This is a genomic window from Pseudomonas sp. Pseusp15, assembly GCF_059492165.1.
Window position 1 is genome coordinate 3,944,507 of the sequence record NZ_CP168523.1, and the last position, 23,502, is coordinate 3,968,008.

26 protein-coding genes and 1 tRNA gene are annotated in these 23,502 nt (G+C 58.8%); 7 read left to right on the top strand and 20 right to left on the bottom strand.

Annotated features, from left to right (window positions below; all coding sequences use genetic code 11):
* Positions 1 to 49 precede the first annotated feature (49 nt).
* From gcvH to ACEN8R_RS17950, 6 genes are all read left to right on the top strand, one after another.
* A complete protein-coding gene (gcvH, locus tag ACEN8R_RS17925; RefSeq protein ID WP_018926486.1) occupies positions 50 to 424 on the top strand; it encodes a glycine cleavage system protein GcvH in 375 nt (124 codons plus the stop codon).
* Positions 425 to 435: 11 nt separating this feature from the next.
* A complete protein-coding gene (gene gcvP / locus ACEN8R_RS17930) occupies positions 436 to 3,288 on the top strand; it encodes an aminomethyl-transferring glycine dehydrogenase (protein ID WP_086944501.1) in 2,853 nt (950 codons plus the stop codon).
* Positions 3,289 to 3,467: 179 nt separating this feature from the next.
* Positions 3,468 to 4,844, top strand: a complete 1,377-nt coding sequence (locus ACEN8R_RS17935) for an L-serine ammonia-lyase (protein ID WP_018926488.1) — start codon at positions 3,468 to 3,470, stop codon at positions 4,842 to 4,844.
* Positions 4,845 to 4,877: 33 nt separating this feature from the next.
* Positions 4,878 to 6,002, top strand: coding sequence for a glycine cleavage system aminomethyltransferase GcvT (gene gcvT, locus ACEN8R_RS17940; protein WP_018926489.1), 1,125 nt, complete (start codon positions 4,878 to 4,880; stop codon positions 6,000 to 6,002).
* 393 nt (positions 6,003 to 6,395) lie between these two features.
* The gene (locus ACEN8R_RS17945) at positions 6,396 to 6,608 is read left to right on the top strand and encodes a cold-shock protein (protein ID WP_007934683.1); all 213 of its coding nucleotides are present in this window, start codon (positions 6,396 to 6,398) and stop codon (positions 6,606 to 6,608) included.
* A 96-nt stretch (positions 6,609 to 6,704) separates the two neighbouring features.
* Positions 6,705 to 7,193, top strand: coding sequence for an RDD family protein (locus tag ACEN8R_RS17950; RefSeq protein ID WP_111454755.1), 489 nt, complete (start codon positions 6,705 to 6,707; stop codon positions 7,191 to 7,193).
* A 63-nt stretch (positions 7,194 to 7,256) separates the two neighbouring features.
* Here ACEN8R_RS17950 and nadA read toward each other — a convergent pair whose 3' ends face one another.
* From nadA to ACEN8R_RS18040, 18 genes are all read right to left on the bottom strand, one after another.
* A complete protein-coding gene (gene nadA, locus ACEN8R_RS17955) occupies positions 7,257 to 8,315 on the bottom strand; it encodes a quinolinate synthase NadA (RefSeq protein WP_018926491.1) in 1,059 nt (352 codons plus the stop codon).
* Positions 8,316 to 8,577: 262 nt separating this feature from the next.
* A tRNA-Lys gene (locus ACEN8R_RS17960) sits at positions 8,578 to 8,653 on the bottom strand.
* A 63-nt stretch (positions 8,654 to 8,716) separates the two neighbouring features.
* Complete coding sequence (gene queC, locus ACEN8R_RS17965) at positions 8,717 to 9,409, bottom strand: 7-cyano-7-deazaguanine synthase QueC (protein WP_018926492.1); 693 nt, start codon at positions 9,407 to 9,409, stop codon at positions 8,717 to 8,719.
* Position 9,410: 1 nt separating this feature from the next.
* Positions 9,411 to 10,058, bottom strand: coding sequence for a 7-carboxy-7-deazaguanine synthase QueE (gene queE / locus ACEN8R_RS17970; protein WP_018926493.1), 648 nt, complete (start codon positions 10,056 to 10,058; stop codon positions 9,411 to 9,413).
* Between the two features lie 166 nt (positions 10,059 to 10,224).
* Positions 10,225 to 11,064: a tol-pal system protein YbgF gene (gene ybgF / locus ACEN8R_RS17975; RefSeq protein ID WP_495624235.1), complete on the bottom strand. Its 840-nt coding sequence runs from the start codon at positions 11,062 to 11,064 to the stop codon at positions 10,225 to 10,227.
* A gap of 6 nt (positions 11,065 to 11,070) precedes the next feature.
* On the bottom strand, positions 11,071 to 11,568 hold the full coding sequence (gene pal, locus ACEN8R_RS17980; protein WP_003178634.1) for a peptidoglycan-associated lipoprotein Pal: 498 nt from the start codon (positions 11,566 to 11,568) through the stop codon (positions 11,071 to 11,073).
* 52 nt (positions 11,569 to 11,620) lie between these two features.
* Positions 11,621 to 12,889, bottom strand: a complete 1,269-nt coding sequence (gene tolB / locus ACEN8R_RS17985; RefSeq protein WP_018926495.1) for a Tol-Pal system beta propeller repeat protein TolB — start codon at positions 12,887 to 12,889, stop codon at positions 11,621 to 11,623.
* Between the two features lie 29 nt (positions 12,890 to 12,918).
* Entirely contained in the window at positions 12,919 to 13,998 is a 1,080-nt protein-coding gene (gene tolA, locus ACEN8R_RS17990) for a cell envelope integrity protein TolA (protein ID WP_018926496.1), read from the bottom strand.
* Positions 13,998 to 14,450 (bottom strand): protein TolR, encoded by a 453-nt coding sequence (gene tolR / locus ACEN8R_RS17995; RefSeq protein ID WP_490133467.1) that lies wholly within the window; start codon positions 14,448 to 14,450, stop codon positions 13,998 to 14,000. The genes tolA and tolR overlap by 1 nt, the downstream gene beginning before the upstream one ends.
* A gap of 23 nt (positions 14,451 to 14,473) precedes the next feature.
* Positions 14,474 to 15,169 carry a protein TolQ gene (gene tolQ / locus ACEN8R_RS18000; RefSeq protein WP_018926498.1) on the bottom strand — a complete coding sequence of 232 codons (696 nt, stop codon included), beginning with the start codon at positions 15,167 to 15,169 and terminating at the stop codon, positions 14,474 to 14,476.
* Entirely contained in the window at positions 15,159 to 15,626 is a 468-nt protein-coding gene (ybgC, locus tag ACEN8R_RS18005) for a tol-pal system-associated acyl-CoA thioesterase (protein ID WP_063341317.1), read from the bottom strand. The genes tolQ and ybgC overlap by 11 nt, the downstream gene beginning before the upstream one ends.
* Before the next feature lie 127 nt (positions 15,627 to 15,753).
* Complete coding sequence (gene ruvB, locus ACEN8R_RS18010; RefSeq protein ID WP_018926499.1) at positions 15,754 to 16,815, bottom strand: Holliday junction branch migration DNA helicase RuvB; 1,062 nt, start codon at positions 16,813 to 16,815, stop codon at positions 15,754 to 15,756.
* Positions 16,816 to 17,427, bottom strand: coding sequence for a Holliday junction branch migration protein RuvA (gene ruvA / locus ACEN8R_RS18015; RefSeq protein ID WP_495624236.1), 612 nt, complete (start codon positions 17,425 to 17,427; stop codon positions 16,816 to 16,818).
* Between the two features lie 115 nt (positions 17,428 to 17,542).
* Positions 17,543 to 18,067 carry a crossover junction endodeoxyribonuclease RuvC gene (ruvC, locus tag ACEN8R_RS18020; RefSeq protein ID WP_018926500.1) on the bottom strand — a complete coding sequence of 175 codons (525 nt, stop codon included), beginning with the start codon at positions 18,065 to 18,067 and terminating at the stop codon, positions 17,543 to 17,545.
* A 163-nt stretch (positions 18,068 to 18,230) separates the two neighbouring features.
* Positions 18,231 to 18,977, bottom strand: a complete 747-nt coding sequence (locus tag ACEN8R_RS18025) for a YebC/PmpR family DNA-binding transcriptional regulator (protein WP_018926501.1) — start codon at positions 18,975 to 18,977, stop codon at positions 18,231 to 18,233.
* A gap of 120 nt (positions 18,978 to 19,097) precedes the next feature.
* Positions 19,098 to 20,873, bottom strand: coding sequence for an aspartate--tRNA ligase (gene aspS, locus ACEN8R_RS18030; RefSeq protein ID WP_495624237.1), 1,776 nt, complete (start codon positions 20,871 to 20,873; stop codon positions 19,098 to 19,100).
* 122 nt (positions 20,874 to 20,995) lie between these two features.
* A complete protein-coding gene (locus ACEN8R_RS18035) occupies positions 20,996 to 21,217 on the bottom strand; it encodes an FmdB family zinc ribbon protein (RefSeq protein ID WP_010457489.1) in 222 nt (73 codons plus the stop codon).
* 136 nt (positions 21,218 to 21,353) lie between these two features.
* A complete protein-coding gene (locus ACEN8R_RS18040) occupies positions 21,354 to 21,692 on the bottom strand; it encodes a ribbon-helix-helix domain-containing protein (protein ID WP_019581482.1) in 339 nt (112 codons plus the stop codon).
* A 463-nt stretch (positions 21,693 to 22,155) separates the two neighbouring features.
* Here ACEN8R_RS18040 and ACEN8R_RS18045 point away from each other — a divergent pair, with 463 nt between their 5' ends.
* Positions 22,156 to 22,758: a cold-shock protein gene (locus ACEN8R_RS18045; RefSeq protein ID WP_018926505.1), complete on the top strand. Its 603-nt coding sequence runs from the start codon at positions 22,156 to 22,158 to the stop codon at positions 22,756 to 22,758.
* 60 nt (positions 22,759 to 22,818) lie between these two features.
* Here the strand turns inward: ACEN8R_RS18045 and ACEN8R_RS18050 are convergent, their stop codons facing one another.
* Positions 22,819 to 23,028, bottom strand: coding sequence for a SlyX family protein (locus ACEN8R_RS18050; RefSeq protein WP_018926506.1), 210 nt, complete (start codon positions 23,026 to 23,028; stop codon positions 22,819 to 22,821).
* Positions 23,029 to 23,031: 3 nt separating this feature from the next.
* Complete coding sequence (locus ACEN8R_RS18055) at positions 23,032 to 23,457, bottom strand: HIT family protein (RefSeq protein WP_495625018.1); 426 nt, start codon at positions 23,455 to 23,457, stop codon at positions 23,032 to 23,034.
* Between the last annotated feature and the right edge of the window lie 45 nt (positions 23,458 to 23,502).

The window sequence follows — 23,502 nt, forward strand, 5'->3', positions numbered from 1 at the left end:
TGCATTCCATCGCGTCCACCAGACGAGTCTGGCCCCCTTAGGAGTTTCCATGAGCGAATTGCGTTTTACTGAAGATCACGAATGGCTGCGCACCGAAGCTGACGGCACCGTTACGGTCGGCATCACCGCTTTCGCACAGAACGCACTGGGCGACGTGGTTTTCGTACAACTGCCTGAGCTGCAGTCCTACGACAAAGGCGCAGAAGCCGCCACCGTGGAGTCGGTAAAAGCTGCCAGCGGCGTGTACATGCCTCTGGACGGAGAAGTGGTCGAGACCAACCCGGCCCTCGATAGCAGCCCTGAACTGGTCAACGAAGATCCGCTGGGCGAAGGCTGGTTCTTCCGCTTCAAGCCAACCGACGCCTCGGCTGTCGGCCAACTGCTGGATCAAGACGCTTACGACCGTCTGATTGCCCAAGCCTGAGGAGCGCCGACATGACTCAAGTCAATCTGACGACCGCCAACGAATTCATCACCCGCCACATCGGCCCGCGTGCAGGCGACGAGCAAGCCATGCTCAACAGCCTCGGGTTCGACTCCCTGGAAGCCCTGAGCGCCAGCGTCATTCCCGACAGCATCAAAGGCACCAGCGTCCTCGGCCTCGAAGACGGCCTGAGCGAAGCCGATGCCCTGGCGTTGATCAAATCCATCGCCGGCAAAAACCAGCTGTTCAAGACCTACATCGGTCAGGGCTACTACGGCACTCACACGCCGTCGCCAATCCTGCGCAACCTGCTGGAAAACCCGGCCTGGTACACCGCCTACACCCCGTACCAACCGGAAATTTCCCAGGGTCGTCTCGAAGCGCTGCTGAACTTCCAGACCCTGATCAGCGACCTGACCGGCCTGCCGATCGCCAACGCCTCGCTGCTGGACGAAGCCACCGCTGCCGCCGAAGCGATGACCTTCTGCAAACGCCTGAGCAAGAACAAAGGCAGCCACGCCTTCTTCGCCTCCGTTCATTGCCACCCGCAAACCCTCGACGTTTTGCGCACCCGTGCCGAGCCTTTGGGCATCGACGTTGTGGTGGGCGACGAGCGTGAACTGACCGACGTGACGCCGTTCTTCGGCGCCTTGTTGCAATACCCGGCCAGCAACGGTGACGTGTTCGACTACCGCGAACTGACCGAGCGCTTCCACGCGGCGAATGCGCTGGTCGCGGTCGCTGCTGACCTGCTGGCCCTGACCGTGCTGACCCCGCCGGGCGAGTTCGGCGCCGACGTGGCCATCGGCAGCGCGCAACGCTTCGGTGTTCCGCTGGGCTTCGGTGGCCCGCACGCGGCGTACTTCTCCACCAAGGATGCGTTCAAGCGCGACATGCCGGGCCGTCTGGTCGGCGTTTCCGTGGACCGTTTCGGCAAGCCGGCCCTGCGCCTGGCCATGCAGACCCGCGAGCAACACATCCGTCGCGAGAAAGCCACCAGCAACATCTGCACCGCCCAGGTGCTGTTGGCCAACATCGCCAGCATGTACGCCGTATACCACGGCCCGAAAGGCCTGACGCAGATCGCCAATCGCATTCATCACCTGACCGCGATCCTCGCCAAAGGCTTGAGTGCACTGGGCCTGAGCGTCGAGCAAGCCAGCTTCTTCGACACCTTGACGATCAAAACCGGCGCGCAAACGGCGGCCCTGCACGACAAGGCTCATGCGCAGAAGATCAACCTGCGCGTGGTCGATGCTGAGCGTCTGGGTCTGTCCCTCGACGAAACCAGCAGCCAGGCTGACGTCGAAACCCTGTGGAGCCTGCTGGCCGACGGCAAGGCCCTGCCGGACTTCGCTGCCCTCGCCGCCTCGGTCCAAAGCACCCTCCCGGCCGCACTGGTTCGCCAATCGCCAATCCTCAGCCACCCGGTGTTCAACCGTTATCACTCCGAAACCGAGCTGATGCGCTACCTGCGCAAACTGGCGGACAAGGACCTGGCCCTGGATCGCACCATGATCCCGCTGGGTTCCTGCACCATGAAACTCAACGCCGCCAGCGAAATGATCCCGGTGACCTGGGCTGAATTCGGTGCCCTGCACCCGTTCGCTCCGGCCGAGCAAAGCGCCGGCTATCAGCAACTGACCGATGAACTGGAAGCGATGCTCTGCGCCGCCACCGGTTACGACTCGATCTCCCTGCAACCGAACGCCGGTTCCCAGGGTGAATACGCCGGTCTGTTGGCGATCCGTGCCTACCACCAGAGCCGTGGCGAAGACCGTCGCGACATCTGCCTGATCCCGTCGTCCGCCCACGGCACCAACCCGGCCACCGCCAACATGGCCGGCATGCGTGTGGTTGTGACCGCGTGCGATGCCCGCGGCAACGTCGACATCGAAGACCTGCGTGCCAAGGCCATCGAGCATCGCGAACACCTCGCCGCACTGATGATCACCTACCCGTCGACCCACGGTGTGTTCGAAGAAGGCATCCGCGAAATCTGCGGCATCATTCACGACAACGGCGGCCAGGTGTATATCGATGGCGCGAACATGAACGCCATGGTCGGCCTCTGCGCACCGGGCAAGTTCGGCGGCGACGTATCGCACCTGAACCTGCACAAAACCTTCTGCATCCCACACGGCGGTGGCGGCCCGGGCGTCGGCCCGATTGGCGTCAAGTCGCACCTGACGCCGTTCCTGCCGGGCCACGCCCAGATGGAACGCAAGGAAGGCGCGGTCTGCGCGGCACCGTTCGGCAGCGCGAGCATTCTGCCGATCACCTGGATGTACATTCGTATGATGGGTGGCGCCGGCCTCAAGCGCGCTTCGCAATTGGCGATCCTGAATGCCAACTACATTTCCCGTCGCCTCGAAGAGCACTATCCAGTGCTGTACACCGGCAGCAACGGTCTGGTGGCGCACGAATGCATCCTCGACCTGCGTCCGCTGAAAGACAGCAGCGGCATCAGCGTCGATGACGTGGCCAAGCGCCTGATCGACTTCGGCTTCCACGCCCCGACCATGTCGTTCCCGGTGGCCGGCACGTTGATGATCGAGCCGACCGAGAGCGAATCCAAGGAAGAACTGGACCGCTTCTGCGACGCCATGATCCGCATCCGCGAAGAAATCCGCGCGGTGGAAAACGGCACGCTGGACAAGGATGACAACCCGCTGAAAAACGCCCCGCACACCGCTGCGGAGATCGTCGGCGAGTGGACTCATCCGTACAGCCGCGAGCAAGCCGTTTACCCGGTAGCGTCGCTGATCGAAGCCAAGTACTGGCCACCGGTCGGTCGCGTCGACAACGTGTTTGGCGATCGCAACCTGGTCTGCGCCTGCCCGTCGATCGAAAGCTACGCTTGATCTAAAGGGGGCGAGTTGCTCGCCCCCCTCAAGAACACCGCACTCTCTGTAGGAGCGAGGCTGCCCGCGAAGGCGATTTCATATTCAGCATTGATGGTGGCTGATACAACGCCTTCGCGGGCAAGCCTCGCTCCTACGGTTTCATCTAACGCCTATAACAAGAAAACCGGAGAACAACCATGTCGTTAAGCGTGTTCGACCTGTTCAAAATTGGTATCGGCCCCTCCAGCTCCCACACCGTCGGCCCGATGCGTGCCGCTGCGCGCTTCGCCGAAGGTCTGCGCCGTGAAGGGCTGCTATCGGCAACCACCTGCGTCAAAGTCGAGCTCTACGGCTCGCTCGGCGCCACCGGCAAAGGCCACGGCAGTGACAAGGCCGTATTGCTGGGCCTGGAAGGCGAACACCCGGACACCGTGGACACCGAAACCGTCACCGCCCGCCTGCAAGAGATTCGCAGCAGCGGTCGCTTGAACCTGCTCGGTGAACACAGCATCGCGTTCAACGAGAAAGAACACCTGGCAATGATTCGTAAACCGTTGGCCTATCACCCCAACGGCATGATCTTTCGCGCGTTCGACGCAGCCGGCCTGCAAGTGCGCAGCCGCGAGTATTACTCGGTCGGTGGCGGGTTCGTCGTCGATGAAGACGCGGCCGGCGCCGACCGCATCGTTGAAGACGCCACGCCGCTGACCTTCCCGTTCAAAAGCGCCAAGGACTTGCTTGGTCACTGCAGCACCTACGGTTTATCGATCAGTCAGGTGATGCTGACCAACGAAAGCGCCTGGCGCCCGGAAGCGGAAACCCGCGCCGGACTGCTGAAGATCTGGCAAGTGATGCAAGACTGCGTCGCCGCCGGTTGCCGCAACGAAGGCATCCTGCCCGGTGGGCTGAAGGTCAAACGGCGGGCGGCGGCGCTGCATCGGCAACTGTGCAAAAACCCGGAATCGTCGCTGCGCGATCCACTGTCGGTACTGGACTGGGTCAACCTGTACGCCCTGGCGGTCAATGAAGAAAACGCCAACGGCGGACGCGTGGTCACTGCGCCCACCAATGGTGCAGCCGGCATTATCCCGGCGGTGCTGCATTACTACATGCGCTTCATCCCCGGTGCCAACGAAGACGGCGTGGTGCGTTTTCTACTGACGGCCGCTGCAATCGGCATTCTGTACAAGGAAAACGCTTCGATCTCCGGCGCCGAAGTCGGCTGTCAGGGTGAAGTCGGCGTTGCCTGTTCCATGGCGGCCGGCGCCTTGTGCGAAGTGCTCGGCGGTACGGTGCAGCAGGTGGAAAACGCGGCCGAAATCGGCATGGAACACAACCTCGGCCTGACCTGCGACCCGATTGGCGGACTGGTGCAAGTGCCTTGCATCGAGCGCAACGCCATGGGTTCGGTCAAGGCCATCAATGCGGTGCGCATGGCCCTGCGTGGCGACGGTCAGCACTTCGTCTCCCTCGACAAGGTCATCCGCACCATGCGCCAGACCGGCGCCGACATGAAAAGCAAATACAAGGAAACCGCCCGTGGCGGTTTGGCGGTCAACATTATCGAGTGCTGATGCGCGCATCTGCACTATTTTCAGGAGCTGTATATGTCCACCGAACAACTGTTGAAGACCCCGTTGCACGCACTGCACCTCGAACTCGGCGCCCGCATGGTGCCGTTCGCCGGTTATGACATGCCGGTGCAATACCCGTTGGGCGTGATGAAAGAACACCAGCACACCCGTGATCAGGCCGGGCTGTTCGATGTCTCGCACATGGGCCAGATCCGCCTGACCGGCGCCAACGCCGCCAAAGCCCTGGAAACCCTGGTGCCGGTGGACATCATCGACCTGCCGGTGGGCATGCAGCGCTACGCGATGTTCACCAACGAGGCCGGTGGCATCCTCGACGACCTGATGGTCGCCAACCTCGGTAACGACGAACTGTTTCTGGTGGTCAACGCCGCCTGCAAGGACCAGGACCTGGCGCACCTGCGCAAGCACATCGGCGACCAGTGCACCATTGAACCGCTGTTCGAAGAGCGTGCCCTGCTCGCTCTGCAAGGCCCGGCTGCCGTCACCGTGCTCGCACGCCTGGCACCGGAAGTTGCGAAGATGACCTTCATGCAGTTCACCCGCGTGAAACTGTTGGGCGTGGACTGCTTTGTCAGCCGTTCGGGCTACACCGGCGAAGACGGTTACGAAATCTCCGTGCCGGCGGCCAACGCCGAAGCGCTGGCTCGCGCCCTGCTGGCCGAACCGGAAGTCGAGGCCATCGGCCTCGGCGCCCGCGATTCCCTGCGCCTGGAAGCCGGTCTGTGCCTGTACGGCCACGACATGAACACCGAAACCACGCCGATCGAAGCAAGCCTGCTGTGGGCCATCTCCAAGCCTCGACGTGCCGATGGTGCGCGGGCCGGCGGCTTCCCTGGCGCCGAAACCGTGTTCGCCCAACAGCAAACCGGTGTCAGCCGCAAGCGCGTTGGCCTGCTGCCGCAGGAACGTACACCGGTGCGTGAAGGTGCAGAGATCGTCAACGAAGCTGGCGAAATCATCGGCAGCGTTTGCAGCGGCGGCTTCGGTCCGACCTTGGGCGGTCCTTTGGCCATGGGTTACCTCGACAGCGCTTATACCGTTTTGGAAACGCCAGTTTGGGCCATTGTGCGTGGGAAAAAGGTGCCTTTGCTTGTAAGCAAAATGCCATTTGTTCCACAACGCTACTATCGTGGCTGATTGACTGTTTCTATAAGTAACGCGGTTGCGTTAACAGTGCACTAATCTGTAACGCAACCGCCATAAAATAGTGCATACGTTTCGTTTATGAACGCTACTTATAACAATCGAAAAGCAATGAACAACTCGATCGAATAAGCCCGCACTAGTGACCACTCTAATTGCCATCAACCTGAGGAAATCCGGGCCTTCGCGGGGCTTGTTTTTTCTCCCGTAGTTGGCGTAGAGTTTGTTCACTGTGTTTGCATGGGTCGCTTGGAAATCGTGACCTGGGCAGTAGCCTACAAGTTAGCTACATCCCGTTCGACGTCTTCTTACTCTCCTGCAACCAGCCCCAGTACTCTTTCACGAGAAGGAGACTGTCATTCATTTTTGCGTCAAAGGAAATAAGAAATGTCCCAACGTCAGAGCGGTACCGTCAAGTGGTTTAACGACGAGAAAGGTTTTGGTTTTATCACTCCAGAAAGCGGTCCGGATCTGTTCGTGCATTTCCGCGCTATTCAGGGCAACGGCTTCAAGAGCCTGAAAGAAGGCCAGAAAGTGACGTTCGTTGCTGTGCAAGGCCAGAAAGGCATGCAGGCTGACGAAGTACAAGCAGAAGGCTAATCTTCTGTTACGAAAAAGCCCCTGATGCTGACATCAGGGGCTTTTTTGTGCGCGCAAATCCGTAAAATGGCTTCTTTTTTCCGTTCAGAGGCAGCCATGTCGAAACACCTGCTCAACCCCCAAGGCGACTTTCCCGCCGCAGGCCTGGGTCGTCGCCTGGCAGCGATGTTCTACGACTTCCTGCTGTGCACCGCGCTGCTGATCGTCACCAGCGGCATCTACAAGATGATCCAGATGGCGATCATCGGCGAAGACCGGATGCGCACCCTGACCGAGGCCGGCGCCCTGGACGGTGACCCACTGCTGTCGACGGTTCTGCTGTTTGTGCTGTTCGGCTTCTTCGCCAAGTTCTGGACCTGGTCGGGCCAGACCCTGGGCATGCAGGTGTGGTGCATCCGCGTACAAAACGTCGACGGCTCATCCATCAGCCTGTGGCAGGCGCTGCTGCGCTTTGTGGTGTCGATCGCGTCCTGGTTATGCCTCGGGCTGGGGTTCTTCTGGTCGCTGTTCGACAAGCAGAAGCGCAGCTGGCACGACATCTATTCCAACACCCAGTTGGTGCGGATTCCGAAGAAGACCAAATAATCCTCCAGATGCAAAAACGCCCCGATCAACCCGGGGCGTTTTTTTTGGCTCACTGCCAACGAATCAGGCGTTACCCGCCAGCTTCATCCGCGCCGCCTGCGTGAAATCGAGCATGCGCTTCAACGGCCGAATCGCCTGCGGAATCAACGCCGGATCGACGAAGATCTCGTTGGTCCCCTCCTTCAAGCTCTTCAGCGTGCGTTCAAGGGTGTTCATCGCCATCCACGGGCAATGCGCGCAACTGCGGCAAGCCGCGCCGTTACCGGCCGTTGGCGCTTCGATAAAGACCTTGTCCGGGCACAGCTGCTGCATCTTGTAGAAGATGCCGCGGTCGGTGGCAACGATCAGGGTCTTGTTCGGCAGGCTTTGCGCAGCAGCGATCAGCTGACTGGTGGAACCCACCGCATCGGCCAATTCGATCACGGCGGTCGGCGACTCCGGGTGCACCAGAATGGCCGCGTCCGGGTACAGCGCTTTCATGTCTTCGAGCTGCTTGGCCTTGAACTCTTCGTGAACGATGCAGGCACCATCCCACAGCAGCATGTCGGCGCCGGTCTGGCGCTGGATGTAAGTCCCCAGGTGCTTGTCCGGGCCCCAGATGATGGTTTCGCCGTTATCCATCAGGCTTTCGACGATTTCCAGCGCGCAACTTGAAGTCACCACCCAATCCGCCCGGGCTTTGACTGCTGCCGAGGTGTTTGCATATACCACCACCGTGCGTTCCGGGTGCTGATCGCAGAACGCCGAGAACTCGTCCACCGGGCAACCCAGGTCCAGCGAGCAGGTCGCTTCCAGGGTTGGCATCAGCACACGTTTTTCAGGGTTGAGGATCTTGGCGGTTTCGCCCATGAATTTCACACCGGCGACCACTACGGTCTTGGCCGGGTGAGCATTGCCGAAGCGGGCCATCTCCAGAGAGTCGGAGACGCAGCCACCGGTTTCTTCGGCCAGGGCCTGAATGACTGGATCACAATAGAAGTGTGCAACCAGCACCGCGTCCTGAGCTTTGAGCTCGGCTGCGATGGCTGTGCGGTAATAAGCCTCTTCCTCGGCTGTCAGCGGCTTGGGCTGCTTGGCGTCGAGGTGGGCTTGAACCAGAAGGCGTTCGGAAATCTGCGTCATGTTCGCAAGACCTGCAGGCGCTTTCGCGCGAAAGTCGAGTATACACCCGGCTCCGGACCCTTCGGGGTACCGCCGGGAGAGTGAGTATTCATCAGGCACGGACAGCGTTGAAGCTGCGCAAGGCTACAGAATATCCGGCGGATGCAAAAGATGATTCTGACCTGCGTCACTCGGTGCGATCCCGGACCGGGACAACCTCAAATCGCGGGCAAAAAAAAACCCGGAAATCCTCACTTACGTGGGCCTTCCAGATTTTTTAAAATGGTGGGTCGTGTGGGATTCGAACCTACGACCAATTGGTTAAAAGCCAACTGCTCTACCAACTGAGCTAACGACCCGCTGTGTGGTGGCGCGTATAATACTGATTTTTAAGGACTATTCAACACCTAATTTGAAATAAATCAAAAATAAGGTGTCGGGTCGCTGATTCCGGCCGCCGCAAAGCCTTCTGCACGCAGACGGCAGCTGTCGCATTTACCGCAAGCACGGCCGTTATCGTCCGCCTGATAGCAGGAAACGGTCAGCCCGTAATCGACGCCAAGCTTCACGCCCGCCTGAACGATCTGCGCCTTGCTCAGGTTCTGCAGGGGCGCCTGGATACGGAAGCCATTCCCTTCTACACCGGCCTTGGTCGCCAGATTAGCCATGAGCTCGAAGGCTTCGATGAACTCGGGACGGCAATCCGGGTAACCGGAATAATCCACCGCGTTTACACCGATAAAGATGTCACGCGCACCCAGCACTTCGGCCCAACCCAACGCCAGGGACAGAAACACCGTGTTGCGCGCCGGCACATAGGTCACCGGAATGCCTTCGCTCGGCGCCTCCGGTACGTCGATGGAACTGTCGGTCAGGGCCGAGCCGCCGATACCGTTCAGGTTCAGGCCGATCACCTTGTGCTCGATCACACCCAAGTCGCGGGCAACACGCTCGGCGGCCTGCAGTTCGGCACGGTGGCGCTGACCGTAATCGAAGCTCATGGTGTAGCAGCTATAGCCTTCGGCACGGGCCATGGCCACGACCGTCGCCGAGTCCAGGCCGCCGGACAGCAGGATGACCGCACGTTTTTCAGCAGTGTTCAGTTGTTCAGTCATTTCAGCGCCCCGGCTCGTCATTCCAAAGATATTTATGCAGCTGCAATTGCAGACGCACAGGCAGATTGTCCGCCACCACCCAGTCCGCCAGATCACGTGCATTCAGGTCATGGTGGCTCGGCGAGAACAGGACTTCGCCGGCACGCTCGTTCAAACCGTATTGAATCAGCTTGGACACGGCCCAGTCATAGTCTTCCCGCGAGCAGATGACAAACTTCACCTGATCGTTGGGCGTGAGCAGTTCGATGTTCTCGTAGCGGTTGCGGTGGGCTTCTTTCGAACCCGGGGTTTTCAGGTCGACGACGCGACTGACCCGTGGATCGACCGCCGAGATGTCCAGCGCGCCACTGGTTTCCAGCGACACTTCGTAACCGGCGTCACACAACTGCTTGAGCAAGGGAATGGCATTGGGTTGCGCCAAGGGCTCACCGCCCGTGACACAGACGTAACGTGGGCGAAAACCGGCCACTTGCTCGAGGATGTCGTCGAGCGTGCGGAGGGTGCCGCCAGTGAACGCGTAGGCGCTGTCGCAGTATTGGCAACGCAATGGGCAACCGGTCAGGCGCACAAAAACAGTGGGCAGCCCGGCAGTCCGCGTTTCACCCTGCAACGAGTAGAAAACTTCGGTGATTCTCAATGTGTCTTGCATAGTCGCCACGGGCGTAACAGCTAAACAGGCTGTCCGCCTCCGTCAGGCACTTCAAGGAACCCCGCCAACGCGCAGATCCCAAAAAGCGTGTTTCATAAAAAGGGCATGAATTCTAACGAAAAAACCCGCGACAAGCGCGGGTTTCTTCAAAACGGGCTAAACAGGCTTACATGCGCTGCAAGTCCCGTTGCGCCAGCTGAGCGGCGGAAGTGCCCGGATATTGGGACACGACCTGTTGCAGAATGCCTTTGACCCGGTCGGTATGACCGAGACGACGCTCTACATCAGCGAGCTTGTACAGCGAATCAGGCACTTTGGGGTGCTTGGGGTACAACTGCGAAACCTTGGCAAATGCCTGACCCGCACCTTGCAGATCGCCTTTGGCCAGGTTCACTTCCCCCAACCAGTACTGGGCATTGCCCGCGTATTGGCTGTTCGGGTATTTGCGCAGGAATGCGGCGAAAGCCTGGCTGGCCTTGTCGAAATCCTTGGCTTTGATCAGGTCGAAGGCTGCATCGTAATACAGTTTTTCCTTCGCCGGGTCAGCCGGTTCGCCACCCGCGGCCGTGGCTTGAGCGGCAGCCGCTCCCGCACCTGCGCCGGCTGCTGCACCGGGGGCATTCAAATTGCCACCGGCGGAAGAATTATCAGGAGTCGCGGCTGGTGCAACGCCGGTTCCTATGCGCCGATCAAGATCCTGATATCGCTCCAGGTTCTCTTGCTTCATGCGCGCTACATCATTTTGCAGAACTTCAATGATGCCTTGTTGGCGCGAGATCTGCTCCTGCATCGATTGCAGTTGGTTGAACAGCTCGCCCTGTGCCGAGACAGGGGCCGAAACCCCTCCCCCGGCATAGGCGCCGTTCGTACCGTAACCTGCAGGCGGATAACTGCTCCCGCTATTGTTATAGCCGGAGTTGTCCTCGACCACAGGAACCGCAGCCCACACCGCAAGCGGTGCGAGACTGAGAGCCAAAATAGTTACAGCACGACGGCACGTTCGCATGACGAATTACTTACGCAGTTCGACGCGACGGTTTTGAGCCCAGGACTGCTCGTCGTTGCCGGTAGCAACTGGACGCTCTTCGCCGTAGGAAACCAGTTCCAGCTGAGCTGGGGAAACACCTTGCAGTACCAGGTAGCGCTGAACGGCTTTCGCACGACGCTCGCCCAGTGCCATGTTGTACTCACGAGTACCACGTTCGTCGGTGTTGCCTTCCAGAACAACGCGAGCGCCGTTTGCTTTCAGGTCTTTGGCGTGAACGTCCAGAGCGCGCATGGCTTCTGGCTTCAGGTCCGAGCTGTCGTATTCGAAGTAGAAGGTGGTGATTGCGCGCAGAGCAGCTTCTTCGCTCAGGGAGCCGTCAACTGCACCAGTGTTAGCGCCGTAACCAGCGTTTGGATCTACAGCGCCTTCACCGGCGTTGTCGCCGCCTTTGGACGAGCAACCTACAGCTACAGCCATGGCCAGAGCCAGCGCAGCAAATTTACCAAACTTCAGCATTTCCATCGTGAAACTCCTAATGAACCCCAGTGTGTTAAGTAAAACGTATAGCGCCGCGTCAGTTCAGGTAAGGGGACCAGGACGGTTCTCTGACTTCGCCTTGTGCGGTAGGAAGCGGGAGCCTCACGCGTCCATTAATGGACACGAGCATCAAGACTCCCCGGCCCTGCTGGCGGGTGGCGTAGATTACCATGGTGCCGTTGGGCGCAACAGTAGGAGACTCGTCCAGAGTGCTATCAGTGAGGATCTTTACACTACCGCGCTGCAAATCCTGGGCCGCCACCTTGAAGTTGGTGAAACCGTCCTGGCGGTGAATCATCACCAGGGTCTTTTCATCGGCCGACAGTTTAGGGTTGGCGTTGTAGTTACCGATGAAGGTCACACGCTCCGCACCACCACCGCCTGCGCTGGTTTTATAGATCTGAGGCTTGCCGCCACGGTCAGAGGTGAAGTAGATGGTCGAACCATCCTTACCCCAGAACGGTTCGGTATTGATGCCAGGACCATTGGTGACACGGGTGATCTGACGCGACCCCAGGTTCATCACGTAGATGTCCGGGTTACCGTCTTTCGACAACACGAATGCCAGGCGATTGCCATCCGGCGACCAGGCTGGCGCGCCATTCAGGCCTTCGAAGTTGGTGATCTGCTCACGGCGACCGGTGTCGATGTTCTGCATGAAAATGCGTGGACGCTTCTGCTCGAACGACACGTAGGCAATGCGCTTGCCATCCGGTGCGAAACGCGGCGACAGGATTGGCTCGCGCGATTGCAGCAGCGTCACGGCACGGGCACCGTCGTAGTCCGAACGTTGCAGTGTGTAGCGAGTGTTCTTCTCAGAGAAACGCTCGGCCGTCACGTACAGCAGACGCGTCGAGAACGCACCTTTGATACCAGTGAGTTTTTCGAACGACTGGTCGGAGATGTAGTGCGCCATGTCGCGCAGTTGATCGACGCCGCCCGACACGCTGCCGGTCAGCACTTGCTGCTCGGTGGCGACGTTGAACAGTGCGTACTGCACCTGCAGGCGACCGCCCGCCGGAACAATGCTGCCGACCATGACGTACTGGGCACCCACCGCCTTGAAGTCACGGTAGATGATTTCGCTGGCCTGGCTTGGCTGGCTGATCATGTTCTGCTTTGGAATCGGCGCGTAGTAACCCGAATTGCGCAGGTCGTTACCGATAATCTCAGCCATGTCGTCCGGCAGCACGCTACCGCCCTGGAAGCCGAAAGGCACAACGGCAATTGGAGTTGCCTGGGAGCTGCCACTGCTGACCAGGATATTTTTTTCATCTGCCGTGGCCAGTCCTGCAAAGCAGAACATGACTACAAGCAGTCCTCGAAGAAGGTTTCTCACAAGGCTAGATCCTCAGGTGTGAATGTCATCTTGAATGAACGATAGGGTGCGAAATCAGCTGGCTTCAGACCCTGCATTTCGGTCAATCGACCAATATTTTTTACAGCCGCGACTGCAGAACTGTCGAACGGCGCGTCACCGCTGGAATGAGCAACCGAAACACCGGAGATCGTTCCGTCAGGGAGCATGTTGATTTGCAGAATCACCTTCATGCCCTTGCGGGCCGACGGTGGCTGCGCCCAACCTTCAGATGCTCGCGAACGAATCAGATCATCAAAGTTGCCCGCGGTTTCATCGCCTTGCTCATCCGCCAAAGCCTGCTGACGTTCGGTCTTATCGGACAGCAAGTCAGCCAGAGCCTGAGCCTTCTTGTCCTCTACCGATTTGCGAGCCGCATCCTGCGCTTTCTTCTTCGCGGCATCGGCAGTCGCTTTCTTCTTCGCGTCTTCGGCGATTTTCTTCTTCGCCTCTTCCGCTTCAGCTTTCTTCTTGGCGTCTTCCGCGGCTTTCTTCTTCGCGTCTTCGACGATCTTTTTCTTCGCTTCTTCAGCGGCCGCTTTCTTGGCCTCTTCTTCAGCAGCTTTTTTGGCTTCTTCTTCGGCTTTCTTCTTGGCTATATCAGCCAATTGTTTCTCTTCGGCCTTTTTGGCTTCGGCGGTCTTCTTCGCTTCGTCGGCTTTCTTGGCTTCATCAGCTTTTTTCGCCTCTTCCGCTTTCTTCGACTCGTCGGCCTTCTTGGCTTCCTCGGCCTTTTGAGCCGCTTCTTCTTTCTTTTGTTCCGCAGCCTTCACCGCTTCCTGCTCGACCTTCTTCTGTTCCATCTGCTCGACTTCGGTCTGACGCGCAGCAGATTTCTGCGCCTCACCCGCGATCTTCTGATTGGTCTGGGTGGTCGCCCGACTTTTCGATTTCAGCTGGTACAGGGTTGCCTGGACAATCGGCTTGGCCGGCGGCAGCTCCGGTGTGAAGGCGAAACTGACGAACAGCATGCCGAACACCAGCACGTGCAAGACAATCGCCCAGACACTAGGCCAGAAGTAGCTTTCCGAGGCGGACGGCTCTCGCAGTTGCTGCATCAGGGCGCCTCGGTAATCAAGCCAACATTACCGACCCCGGCCTTCTGCAACCCGCCCATGGCGCCCATGACGGAGCCATAATCGACGGTTTTGTCGCCACGAATGAACACCTGCGTGCGCTTACCGTTACCGTTGCCGGCGTCGATGATCTTTTTCACGGCGCTGGTCATTTGCGGCAAGGTCATGGCCTTGTCCTGCTGCTTATCGGTGTCGACTTCGCTGCCAAGGTTCCAGTAGTAGGTCTTGTCAGCCTTGATCGAAATGGTCAGGACCTGAGTGTTGTTGTCCTGCGGCAAGGCTTCGCTGGAAACCTTGGGCAGATCAACTTTCACGCCCTGATTGAGCATCGGCGCGGTCACCATGAAGATGACCAGCAGTACCAGCATCACGTCGATGTAAGGCACCACGTTCATCTCGGCAACCGGCTTGCGCTTTTTGCGAGCTCGAGCGATTAAAGCCATTGGAAATTACCTGCTTATTCTTCGCTGGTGTGCACTTTGCGGTGCAGGATCGCCTGGAATTCATCGGCGAAGGTGTAATAGCGGCCCAGCAGGGTTTCGCTGCGGGCAGCAAAACGGTTGTAGGCGATAACGGCCGGAATGGCGGCAAACAGACCGATCGCAGTAGCAACCAGTGCTTCGGCGATACCTGGAGCCACAGTGGCCAGGGTCGCTTGCTGGGCAGTCGCCAGACCACGGAAGGAGTTCATGATGCCCCAGACTGTACCGAACAGACCGATGTACGGGCTGACGGAACCGACGGTGGCGAGGAACGGCAGGCTCTGCTCGAGCTTCTCTTCCTCGCGGGAGATGGCTACGCGCATGGCACGCGCCACGCCTTCCATGACCGCTTCCGGATCAACGCCCGACTGCTGGCGCAGACGGGAGAATTCCTTGAAGCCGGCACGGAAGATCTGCTCGACACCGGAATCCGGATCAGGGTTGCTGCCAGCCTGACGGTAGAGTTTGGACAGGTCGATACCGGACCAGAAGCGCTCTTCAAAGCTCTCCAGGGCACGTCGACCGGCGCGCAGCAAGTTGCTGCGCTGAAAGATCATGATCCACGAGGTCACCGATGCGGCTACCAGGATCAGCATTACCAGTTGCACCACGACACTGGCATTGCTGACCAGGCTCCACATGGAGGAATGGTCGACGACGTTAGCTTCCACGCTTTATCTCCTGCTTTGAGTGTGTACCCGCGCCGCTCACGTCGGCAAAGGCCGCACGTAGAGTTTCGGGAATGGCCCGGGGTTTCAAACTGTTAGTGCGCACACAGGCCACCAGAAACTGCCCTTCGCAGAGCAGCACGTTATCCGTAGCCCGCCTGACCTGCTGTTTGAAGCGCAGGCTGACCCGGTTCAATTCAATTACTTCGGCGCTTACCAGGAGTTCGTCGTCCAGTCGCGCCGGCGCGTGGTAACGCGCTTCGCTGGAATGCACGACGAACAACAGGTCCTCCCCTGCCAGCGCCGACTGGGCAAAGCCCAGCTCTCGGAGCCGCTCGGTTCGAGCCCGTTCCATAAACTTGAGGTAATTGACGTAATACACGATGCCGCCGGCATCGGTGTCCTCGTAATAAACGCGACAACGATGTGCGAACGGCTCAAGCCCGTTTTGCGCGCGCATACTCTAGTGCTTACTCCTCAGGTTGCCAATCCGGCCAGGCAACTGTTTTTCATTGATTCGCGGCTTTCTGGCGAAAGTACCGTCCTGGGACAGCACAAACCCCGAATAAATCAGCACGCAAAGGTGATTAATCGTCCACGGCATCGAGGAACTCGTCTACCACGGGCATCTCGCCCAATCGTGACGGAATGTTTAAGCCGAAGTGCAAATACGCATGCCGGGTCACTACCCGCCCCCGCGGCGTGCGCATGATATAGCCCTGCTGGATCAGGTACGGCTCCAGCACGTCTTCAATGGTGTGGCGTTCTTCGCTGATCGCAGCGGCCAGACTGTCCACCCCCACCGGCCCACCGTCGAACTTCTCGATCATGGTCAACAGCAGGCGTCGGTCCTGATGGTCGAAGCCACGCTCATCGACATCCAGCAGGTTCAAGGCCAGGTCGGCGATCGGTTTAGTGATGTGGCCCTTGGCACGAACCTCGGCAAAATCCCGGACCCGGCGCAGCAAGCGGTTGGCGATTCGCGGTGTACCGCGGGCACGCCGGGCGATTTCAAAGGCGCCTTCCGGGTCCAGCGGCAAACCGAGAATGTTCGCCGAACGGCTGACAATCGTTGCCAGATCGGCGGTGCTGTAGAACTCCAGGCGCTGGACGATCCCGAAACGGTCGCGCAACGGGTTGGTCAGCATACCGGCACGGGTCGTTGCGCCAACCAGGGTAAACGGTGGCAGATCGAGCTTGATCGAGCGCGCGGCCGGCCCTTCGCCGATCATGATGTCGAGCTGGAAATCTTCCATGGCCGGGTACAGCACTTCTTCGACGATCGGCGACAACCGATGGATCTCGTCGATGAACAGCACGTCATGGGGCTCAAGGTTGGTCAGCAATGCAGCCAGATCACCAGGACGCTCGAGGACCGGCCCCGAGGTGCTTTTGATCGACACGCCCATTTCCTGGGCAATGATGTTGGCCAGGGTGGTTTTACCCAGGCCCGGCGGGCCGAAAATCAGGGTGTGATCCAGTGATTCATTGCGCCCGCGCGCGGCCTGGATGAACAACTCCATTTGCTCGCGAACAGTCGGCTGGCCAATGTATTCGGCCAGGCTGACGGGACGAATCGCCCGGTCCTGGACTTCTTCGCGCTCACGGGGGCCACCCGTAGCGGCGATCAGACGATCAGCTTCAATCACTTAGATCATTCCCTTCAGGGCACGACGAATCAAGTCTTCACTGCTCAAACCTTTCTCCTTGATCGCGGAAATCGCCTTGCTGGCTTCCTGCGGCTTGTAGCCCAGGGAAATCAGCGCGCTGACCGCGTCATTTTCGGCGGCAGCGACTTGTTGCGCTGGCGCATCCGGCTGGTTCGGCACCAACGCAAACATGCTCGGTACGGTTTCCCAGGCCTTGAAGCGATCCTTGAGCTCCACCAGCAAACGCTCGGCAGTCTTCTTGCCCACCCCCGGCACCTTGGTCAGCGCCGAGGTGTCCTGGGACTGCACGCAACGGATCAACTCGTCGACTTCCAGGCTCGACATCAGGGCCAGCGCCAGTTTCGGCCCTACCCCATTGAGACGGATCAGTTCGCGAAAAAAGTCTCGCTCACGCTTGCCGAAGAAGCCATAGAGTAACTGCGCGTCTTCACGTACGACCAAATGGGTGTGCAAGGTCAGCGGTTCACCGACCGACGGCAAGCGATAAAGCGTGGTCATGGGCACTTCCAGCTCATACCCCAGACCGTTTACATCCAGAATCAGGTGCGGCGGCTGTTTCTCAGCCAAAGTGCCGCGCAAGCGTCCAATCACGTTTCAGATCCTTGAGCGTTGGCCAGATCAGTGCTGGCGACTGACAGAACAAGGGTTTTGCGCCGACAACACAGGCGCAAAACCCTCATCCCACAAAAAATGATTGCTGATGCTATCAGAGACGCAGGCGCCCGCCACGACTGCGTGCCGCGCCCAGACCATGGGGCAACAGGCTGGAACGGGTGTGAGCGTGGCAAATCGCGATGGCCAGGGCATCCGAGGCATCGATTTGCGGCTTGCTGGTCAGCTTCAGCATGTGCATAACCATCATTTGCACTTGTTCTTTATTGGCGGCGCCGGTGCCGACCACGGCCTGCTTGACCTGGGTTGCGGTGTACTCGGCAATTTCCAGGCTCTCTTCGGCGCCGGCGACAATCGCCGCGCCACGGGCCTGCCCCAGTTTCAGCGCGGAGTCGGCATTGCGCGCCATGAACACCTTCTCGATGCCCATGGTGACCGGGCCATAAGTCTGAATGATTTCACGCACGCCGCGATAGACGATCTGCAGACGCTCATGCAACTCGCCAGCACCGGTGCGGATACAGCCCGATGCCACGTAAACACAACCACGGCCAGTATCGCGAACAATGCCGTAACCGGTGATACGCGAGCCGGGGTCGATACCAAGAATTAAAGTCATAACGCCTGCGAAGCTAGTGCGAATATCTGAGAGTAACCGTAGGAGCTGCCGAAGGCTCGGGCCGCGTTCGGACGATCTTTAAAATAAATAACTGTAAATCAAAAGATCGCAGGCTTCGCCAGCGCCTGCAGGGCTGATGAAGGCTGCGATCTTTATAAAGGCATCAACCGAGCTGCGCGGCCACCGCCTCTGGAATGTCCGCGTTGGAGTACACGTTCTGCACGTCATCCAGGTCTTCGAGCATGTCGATCAGCTTGAGAACCTTCTCGGCGCCTTCCAGATCCAGTTCGGCACTGGTGGTCGGCAACATGACGATTTCTGCATCGCTGCCCTTGAAGCCTGCGGCCTCCAAGGCGTTACGCACGGAATAGAAGCCGGCGAACGAGGTGAACACGTCGATGGAGCCGTCTTCGTTGGTCACCACGTCATCGGCGTCGGCTTCCATGGCTGCTTCCATCAGCGCGTCTTCATCAACCCCTGGCGCGAAGGAAATCTGCCCTTTGCGTTCGAACAGATAAGCCACCGAACCGTCGGTACCGAGGTTGCCGCCGCACTTGCTGAACGCATGGCGAACTGCGGCCGCGGTGCGGTTGCGGTTGTCGGTCATGCATTCGACCATCACCGCCACGCCGCCCGGGCCATAGCCTTCGTAGGTCAGCTCGACCATGTCATCGGTGTCGGCAGCGCCGGCACCACGGGCCACCGCGCGGTCGATAATGTCACGGCTCATGTTTGCGCCCAGCGCTTTATCCAGCGCCAGACGCAGACGCGGGTTGGAGCCCGGATCAGCGCCGCCCTGACGGGCAGCGACCGTCAGTTCACGAATCCACTTGGTGAAAATCTTGCCCTTCTTGGCATCCTGACGTTCTTTGCGGTGCTTGATGTTCGCCCACTTGGAATGACCCGCCATAACTCGCTCCGAATTTCTCTTTGAAACATCGCCCGCCACACAGGGAGTGTCGGCCAGCAACAAAAAAATCTCGACCTAAAGAAAAGGCGCATCCCACAGGATGCGCCTTTGCGGTCAGCCTTACTCTGCCTTTGGCGTTTCGCGCAGACGAATGTGCAGCTCACGCAACGCCTTGGCATCTACCACGCCCGGAGCCTGCGTCATCACGTCCGCAGCACTCTGGGTTTTCGGGAAAGCGATCACTTCACGGATCGACTGGGCGCCGGTCATCAGCATCACCAGACGGTCCAGACCGAAAGCCAGACCACCGTGCGGCGGCGCGCCATATTTCAGGGCGTCGAGCAGGAAGCCGAATTTCTCTTCCTGTTCCGCTTCGTTGATACCCAACAGACGGAACACCGACTGTTGCATTTCCTTACGGTGGATACGGATCGAACCGCCACCCAGCTCGGTGCCGTTCAGAACCATGTCGTAGGCACGGGACAAAGCGCCAGCCGGGTTGGCTTCCAGCTCTTCAGGAGTGCACTTCGGCGCGGTGAACGGGTGGTGCAAGGCGCTGAAGCTGCCGTCGTCGTTCTCTTCGAACATCGGGAAGTCGACGACCCACATTGGCGCCCACTTGCAGGTCAGCAGCTCGAGGTCATGACCCAGCTTGATCCGCAGCGCGCCCAGGGCTTCGCTGACGATCTTGGCTTTGTCGGCGCCGAAGAACACGATGTCGCCATCGACCGCACCCACGCGATTGAGGATCACGTTCAGGTTGGCTTCCGGGATGTTTTTCACGATCGGCGACTGCAGACCTTCAACACCGGCAGCACGCTCGTTGACCTTGATGTACGCCAGGCCCTTGGCACCGTAGATGCCGACGAACTTGGTGTAATCGTCGATCTGCTTGCGCGGCATGCTCGCACCGCCTGGAACGCGCAAGGCGGCGATACGGCATTTCGGGTCATTGGCCGGGCCACTGAACACCTTGAAATCGACTTCCTTGAGCTGATCGGCAACATCCACCAATTCCAGCGGGTTACGCAGGTCTGGCTTGTCGGAACCGTAGCGGCGCATGGCCTCTTCGAAGGTCATGTGCGGGAATTCGCCAAATTCCAGACCCAGCACTTCCTTGAACAGGTTGCGGATCATGCCTTCGGTCAGGCCCATGATGTCTTTTTCATCGAGGAAGCTGGTCTCGATGTCGATCTGAGTGAATTCCGGCTGGCGATCAGCCCGCAGGTCTTCGTCGCGGAAGCACTTGGCGATCTGGTAGTAACGGTCGAAGCCGGCCACCATCAGCAGCTGCTTGAACAGCTGCGGCGATTGCGGCAAGGCGAAGAACGAACCGGCGTGAGTACGGCTCGGCACCAGATAGTCACGCGCGCCTTCCGGCGTCGCACGGGTCAGGATCGGCGTCTCGACGTCGAGGAAACCGTTCTCGTCCAGGTAGCGGCGGATGCTGGTGGTCATGCGCGAACGCAGACGCAGCTTCTCGGCCATTTCAGGGCGACGCAGATCAAGGAAGCGATAACGCAGGCGGGTTTCTTCGCCAACGTCAGAGAACTCGTTCAGCGGGAACGGCGGGGTTTCCGATTCGTTCAGCACTTCCAGCTCGTAGCCCAGGACCTCGATCATGCCCGACGCCATGTTGGCGTTGGTTGCACCGGCCGGACGCAGGCGAACCTTGCCGGTGATCTTCACGACGTACTCGCTGCGCACGCGATCGGCGGCGGCGAAGCTCTCGGCACGGTCCGGATCGAACACCACCTGGGCCAGACCGTCACGATCACGGATATCGAGGAAAATCACCCCGCCATGGTCACGGCGACGGTGAACCCATCCGCAAAGGGTAATTTCCTGGCCTTCCAGGCTTTCGTTCAGTTGGCCGCAATAATGGCTGCGCATCATGGTAGTGGTTTCACTTCTCGTAATTCGAAATTCGGGTGGAGGTCTTGCCGCACCACCGCACTTGAATAAGGTGCCAGATGATGCAAGAGCTCGCGCGTGTCGTTCAGCCCGGGCGCTAGACCCTAGTCAGCTTTGTCGCCACCGGCCAGATTTTTCTTGGAACCGGTCTTGAAGTCGGTTTCGTACCAGCCGGTGCCACTGAGGCGGAAACCGGGCATGGACAGCATCTTTTTAAGCTCTGGCGCCTGGCAGGCAGGGCAGTCGACCAGCGGTGCTGCGCTGATCTTTTGAATGGCTTCCAACTGATGACCACAGGAAGCACATTGGTAATCGTACATCGGCATGGGGGTTGTCTCGGCGATCAGATTGCTACCGCGCATGCAGGGCTTCGCGGCAAAGAGCGGGATTATATCCATTAAATGCAGCCTGTGCAGCCGTAAGACTGCACAGACCGACACTCGACTCATTCAGCCGCTCTCGCTAAGCCATGACGGGGCAACTGCCCTCCTTCAGGCTGTGCACGACGCAGACAACCCGCACCAGCCCGGTGAAATTTTTCACCCCGCCATGGCGCAAGTGCACCTCACGATCCACATGGGACAACAGCGCGCTGACCGAGCAGCAATTAACCTTGGCCATGTCGCCCAAAATATCCCAATAGACCTGCTCAAGCCGCAAACAGGTCGCAAAACCATTCAAACGCACTGACCGGGATAAGGGCTGGACCAGCCCCATATCGAATTCGCTGACAAGTGAATCAATCCTTATATCCTTGAGTGGACCGATCCTCCCCTCGCCTTGTCTGTCTTCATGAACCATACCGTTGACACTCCTTTGTCATCCTTGCTGCTTGTAAAGGCCATATTCCGTTTCCTTATAAAAGCGCAGGCGCTACGGTATATCCAGATGACTTTATGACCATCAACGTAGGATAAGCCAACAACTGAGGCGCGATCATGGAGCTCGTCCTAGGCCGGACGATTTCCTACGAAAACTGACGCAACATCACTCAACGAAAAGGCGAAAGATCCGAGAAACACAGCGCACGAATAACACTCGGCAGCGTCATCCGCGCACCATGCCAATGGAAACGCCGCCGGACCGCCTGATTTGAGTAGCCGCAGGCTTTGCTGTTAAATAGGCAGTGTGTCGCTACCACCTATTTTCCGGGGGCTGCGCATAGGCTGATATCAGGTACGTGCCCAACGCCTCTTATTGTTCTGAAGCGAACCGTGCTCTATCAGCTCTTCCTTGTGATCCGTCTTAACGTGAGTTAATCAAAATGTTGAAAATCGTCCACCTGCTAATGGGCGCAGCAGCCCTGCTGCTGTCCTTCATCCCTAGCCTGCGATCCGAAGCGGCACCTTACCTGCAACAACCCGATGCGCTGTACCTGGCCTTTTTCGGCCTGCTCAACCTCACCCTCGCGCCTGTTATCCCTTACTGGAACAAAGGCCCGCGTCATCAATTGCAAAACCTGGTCAGCGCTTTGCTGGTTCTGGCTGTCGTACTGCAAACCCTGACGCTGATCGCTCCGATGCCTGTCATCGCCGGTCAACCTGCCGTTCTGTTCAGCCTGGTCGCTGCCCTGATCGCCGTATTCCTGCACCTGGCCATCAGCTTCTACAAATCTTCACCGGCCGCCGCCGCGCCAAGCTATGACATGAGCAACCGCGATACTGGCACCGTCAAATGGTTCAACACCTCCAAAGGCTTCGGCTTTATTTCCCGCGACTCCGGCGATGATATTTTCGTGCATTTCCGGGCAATCCGCGGTGAAGGCCACCGCGTTCTGGTGGAAGGCCAGCGCGTGGAGTTCTCCGTCATGAATCGTGACAAAGGCCTGCAAGCCGAAGATGTGATCGCCGCACTGCCGCGCCGCTGATTCAAGGCTAAAAAAAACCGCGAACAGCTTGGCTGTTCGCGGTTTTTTATTGCCTGTTTCTTAGTAATGAGGCGGTGGCGCCTCTTCTTCTTCAAGCGTCGCAAACTGGCCGGCCATTTCCTCCTGCCGCTTGAGCAACGCCGACATTTGCAATTGCAGACGCTCGACCATCCGCTGCTGCGCCACCAGCACATCATTCAATGCCTGGATGGTGTCATCCTGAAATGCCAGTCGGCTTTCCAGATCGGTAACGCGTTCGCCCAGGCTCATGATTCAGCCCTCCAGAAACTTGAAATCGTCGGTCAATACCAGACGCAGCCGCTCGCGAATCGTCGCGATCTGCTCTGGACTGTATGGCTTGGCCTCCTGTTTGCCCCAGATCGGAGCTGGCCAGGCGGCGTCCTCACGCTTGCGCACAATCACATGCATATGCAACTGATTGACGACGTTACCCAGGGCCGCGACGTTCAACTTGTCCGCGTCGAAAGAGTCCTTGAGGATTTCCGCCAGCTCAGTCGTTTCCCGCCACAGCTGCTGTTGATCTGTGCCATCCAGCTGAAATATTTCACTGATATCCTCGCGGCGTGGCACGAGAATGAACCAGGGGTAATTCGAATCATTGGACAGCAGTAACCGGCAGAGCGGGAAATCGCCGATTGGCAACGTGTCTTGTTGAAGTCGTGGATCTAAAGCGAACACAGCGCACACTCCCCTCTGGTCATCCTTTTTCAGCTTAGCGCCCCC

Coding starts and splice junctions, on each gene's coding strand:
- tolB (WP_018926495.1), bottom strand. CDS start 12,889: ATGTTCTGCTTTGCAGGACTGGCCACGGCAGATGAAAAAAATATCCTG.
- ACEN8R_RS18040 (WP_019581482.1), bottom strand. CDS start 21,692: ATGGTTCATGAAGACAGACAAGGCGAGGGGAGGATCGGTCCACTCAAG.
- ACEN8R_RS17935 (WP_018926488.1), top strand. CDS start 3,468: ATGTCGTTAAGCGTGTTCGACCTGTTCAAAATTGGTATCGGCCCCTCC.
- ybgC (WP_063341317.1), bottom strand. CDS start 15,626: ATGCGCGCGCAAAACGGGCTTGAGCCGTTCGCACATCGTTGTCGCGTT.
- gcvP (WP_086944501.1), top strand. CDS start 436: ATGACTCAAGTCAATCTGACGACCGCCAACGAATTCATCACCCGCCAC.
- queE (WP_018926493.1), bottom strand. CDS start 10,058: ATGCAAGACACATTGAGAATCACCGAAGTTTTCTACTCGTTGCAGGGT.
- gcvH (WP_018926486.1), top strand. CDS start 50: ATGAGCGAATTGCGTTTTACTGAAGATCACGAATGGCTGCGCACCGAA.
- ybgF (WP_495624235.1), bottom strand. CDS start 11,064: ATGCGAACGTGCCGTCGTGCTGTAACTATTTTGGCTCTCAGTCTCGCA.
- ruvC (WP_018926500.1), bottom strand. CDS start 18,067: ATGACTTTAATTCTTGGTATCGACCCCGGCTCGCGTATCACCGGTTAC.
- ACEN8R_RS18035 (WP_010457489.1), bottom strand. CDS start 21,217: ATGCCGATGTACGATTACCAATGTGCTTCCTGTGGTCATCAGTTGGAA.
- tolA (WP_018926496.1), bottom strand. CDS start 13,998: ATGCAGCAACTGCGAGAGCCGTCCGCCTCGGAAAGCTACTTCTGGCCT.
- nadA (WP_018926491.1), bottom strand. CDS start 8,315: ATGACGCAGATTTCCGAACGCCTTCTGGTTCAAGCCCACCTCGACGCC.
- gcvT (WP_018926489.1), top strand. CDS start 4,878: ATGTCCACCGAACAACTGTTGAAGACCCCGTTGCACGCACTGCACCTC.
- pal (WP_003178634.1), bottom strand. CDS start 11,568: ATGGAAATGCTGAAGTTTGGTAAATTTGCTGCGCTGGCTCTGGCCATG.
- queC (WP_018926492.1), bottom strand. CDS start 9,409: ATGACTGAACAACTGAACACTGCTGAAAAACGTGCGGTCATCCTGCTG.
- ACEN8R_RS18050 (WP_018926506.1), bottom strand. CDS start 23,028: ATGAGCCTGGGCGAACGCGTTACCGATCTGGAAAGCCGACTGGCATTT.
- aspS (WP_495624237.1), bottom strand. CDS start 20,873: ATGATGCGCAGCCATTATTGCGGCCAACTGAACGAAAGCCTGGAAGGC.
- ACEN8R_RS18045 (WP_018926505.1), top strand. CDS start 22,156: ATGTTGAAAATCGTCCACCTGCTAATGGGCGCAGCAGCCCTGCTGCTG.
- ACEN8R_RS17945 (WP_007934683.1), top strand. CDS start 6,396: ATGTCCCAACGTCAGAGCGGTACCGTCAAGTGGTTTAACGACGAGAAA.
- ACEN8R_RS18025 (WP_018926501.1), bottom strand. CDS start 18,977: ATGGCGGGTCATTCCAAGTGGGCGAACATCAAGCACCGCAAAGAACGT.
- ACEN8R_RS17950 (WP_111454755.1), top strand. CDS start 6,705: ATGTCGAAACACCTGCTCAACCCCCAAGGCGACTTTCCCGCCGCAGGC.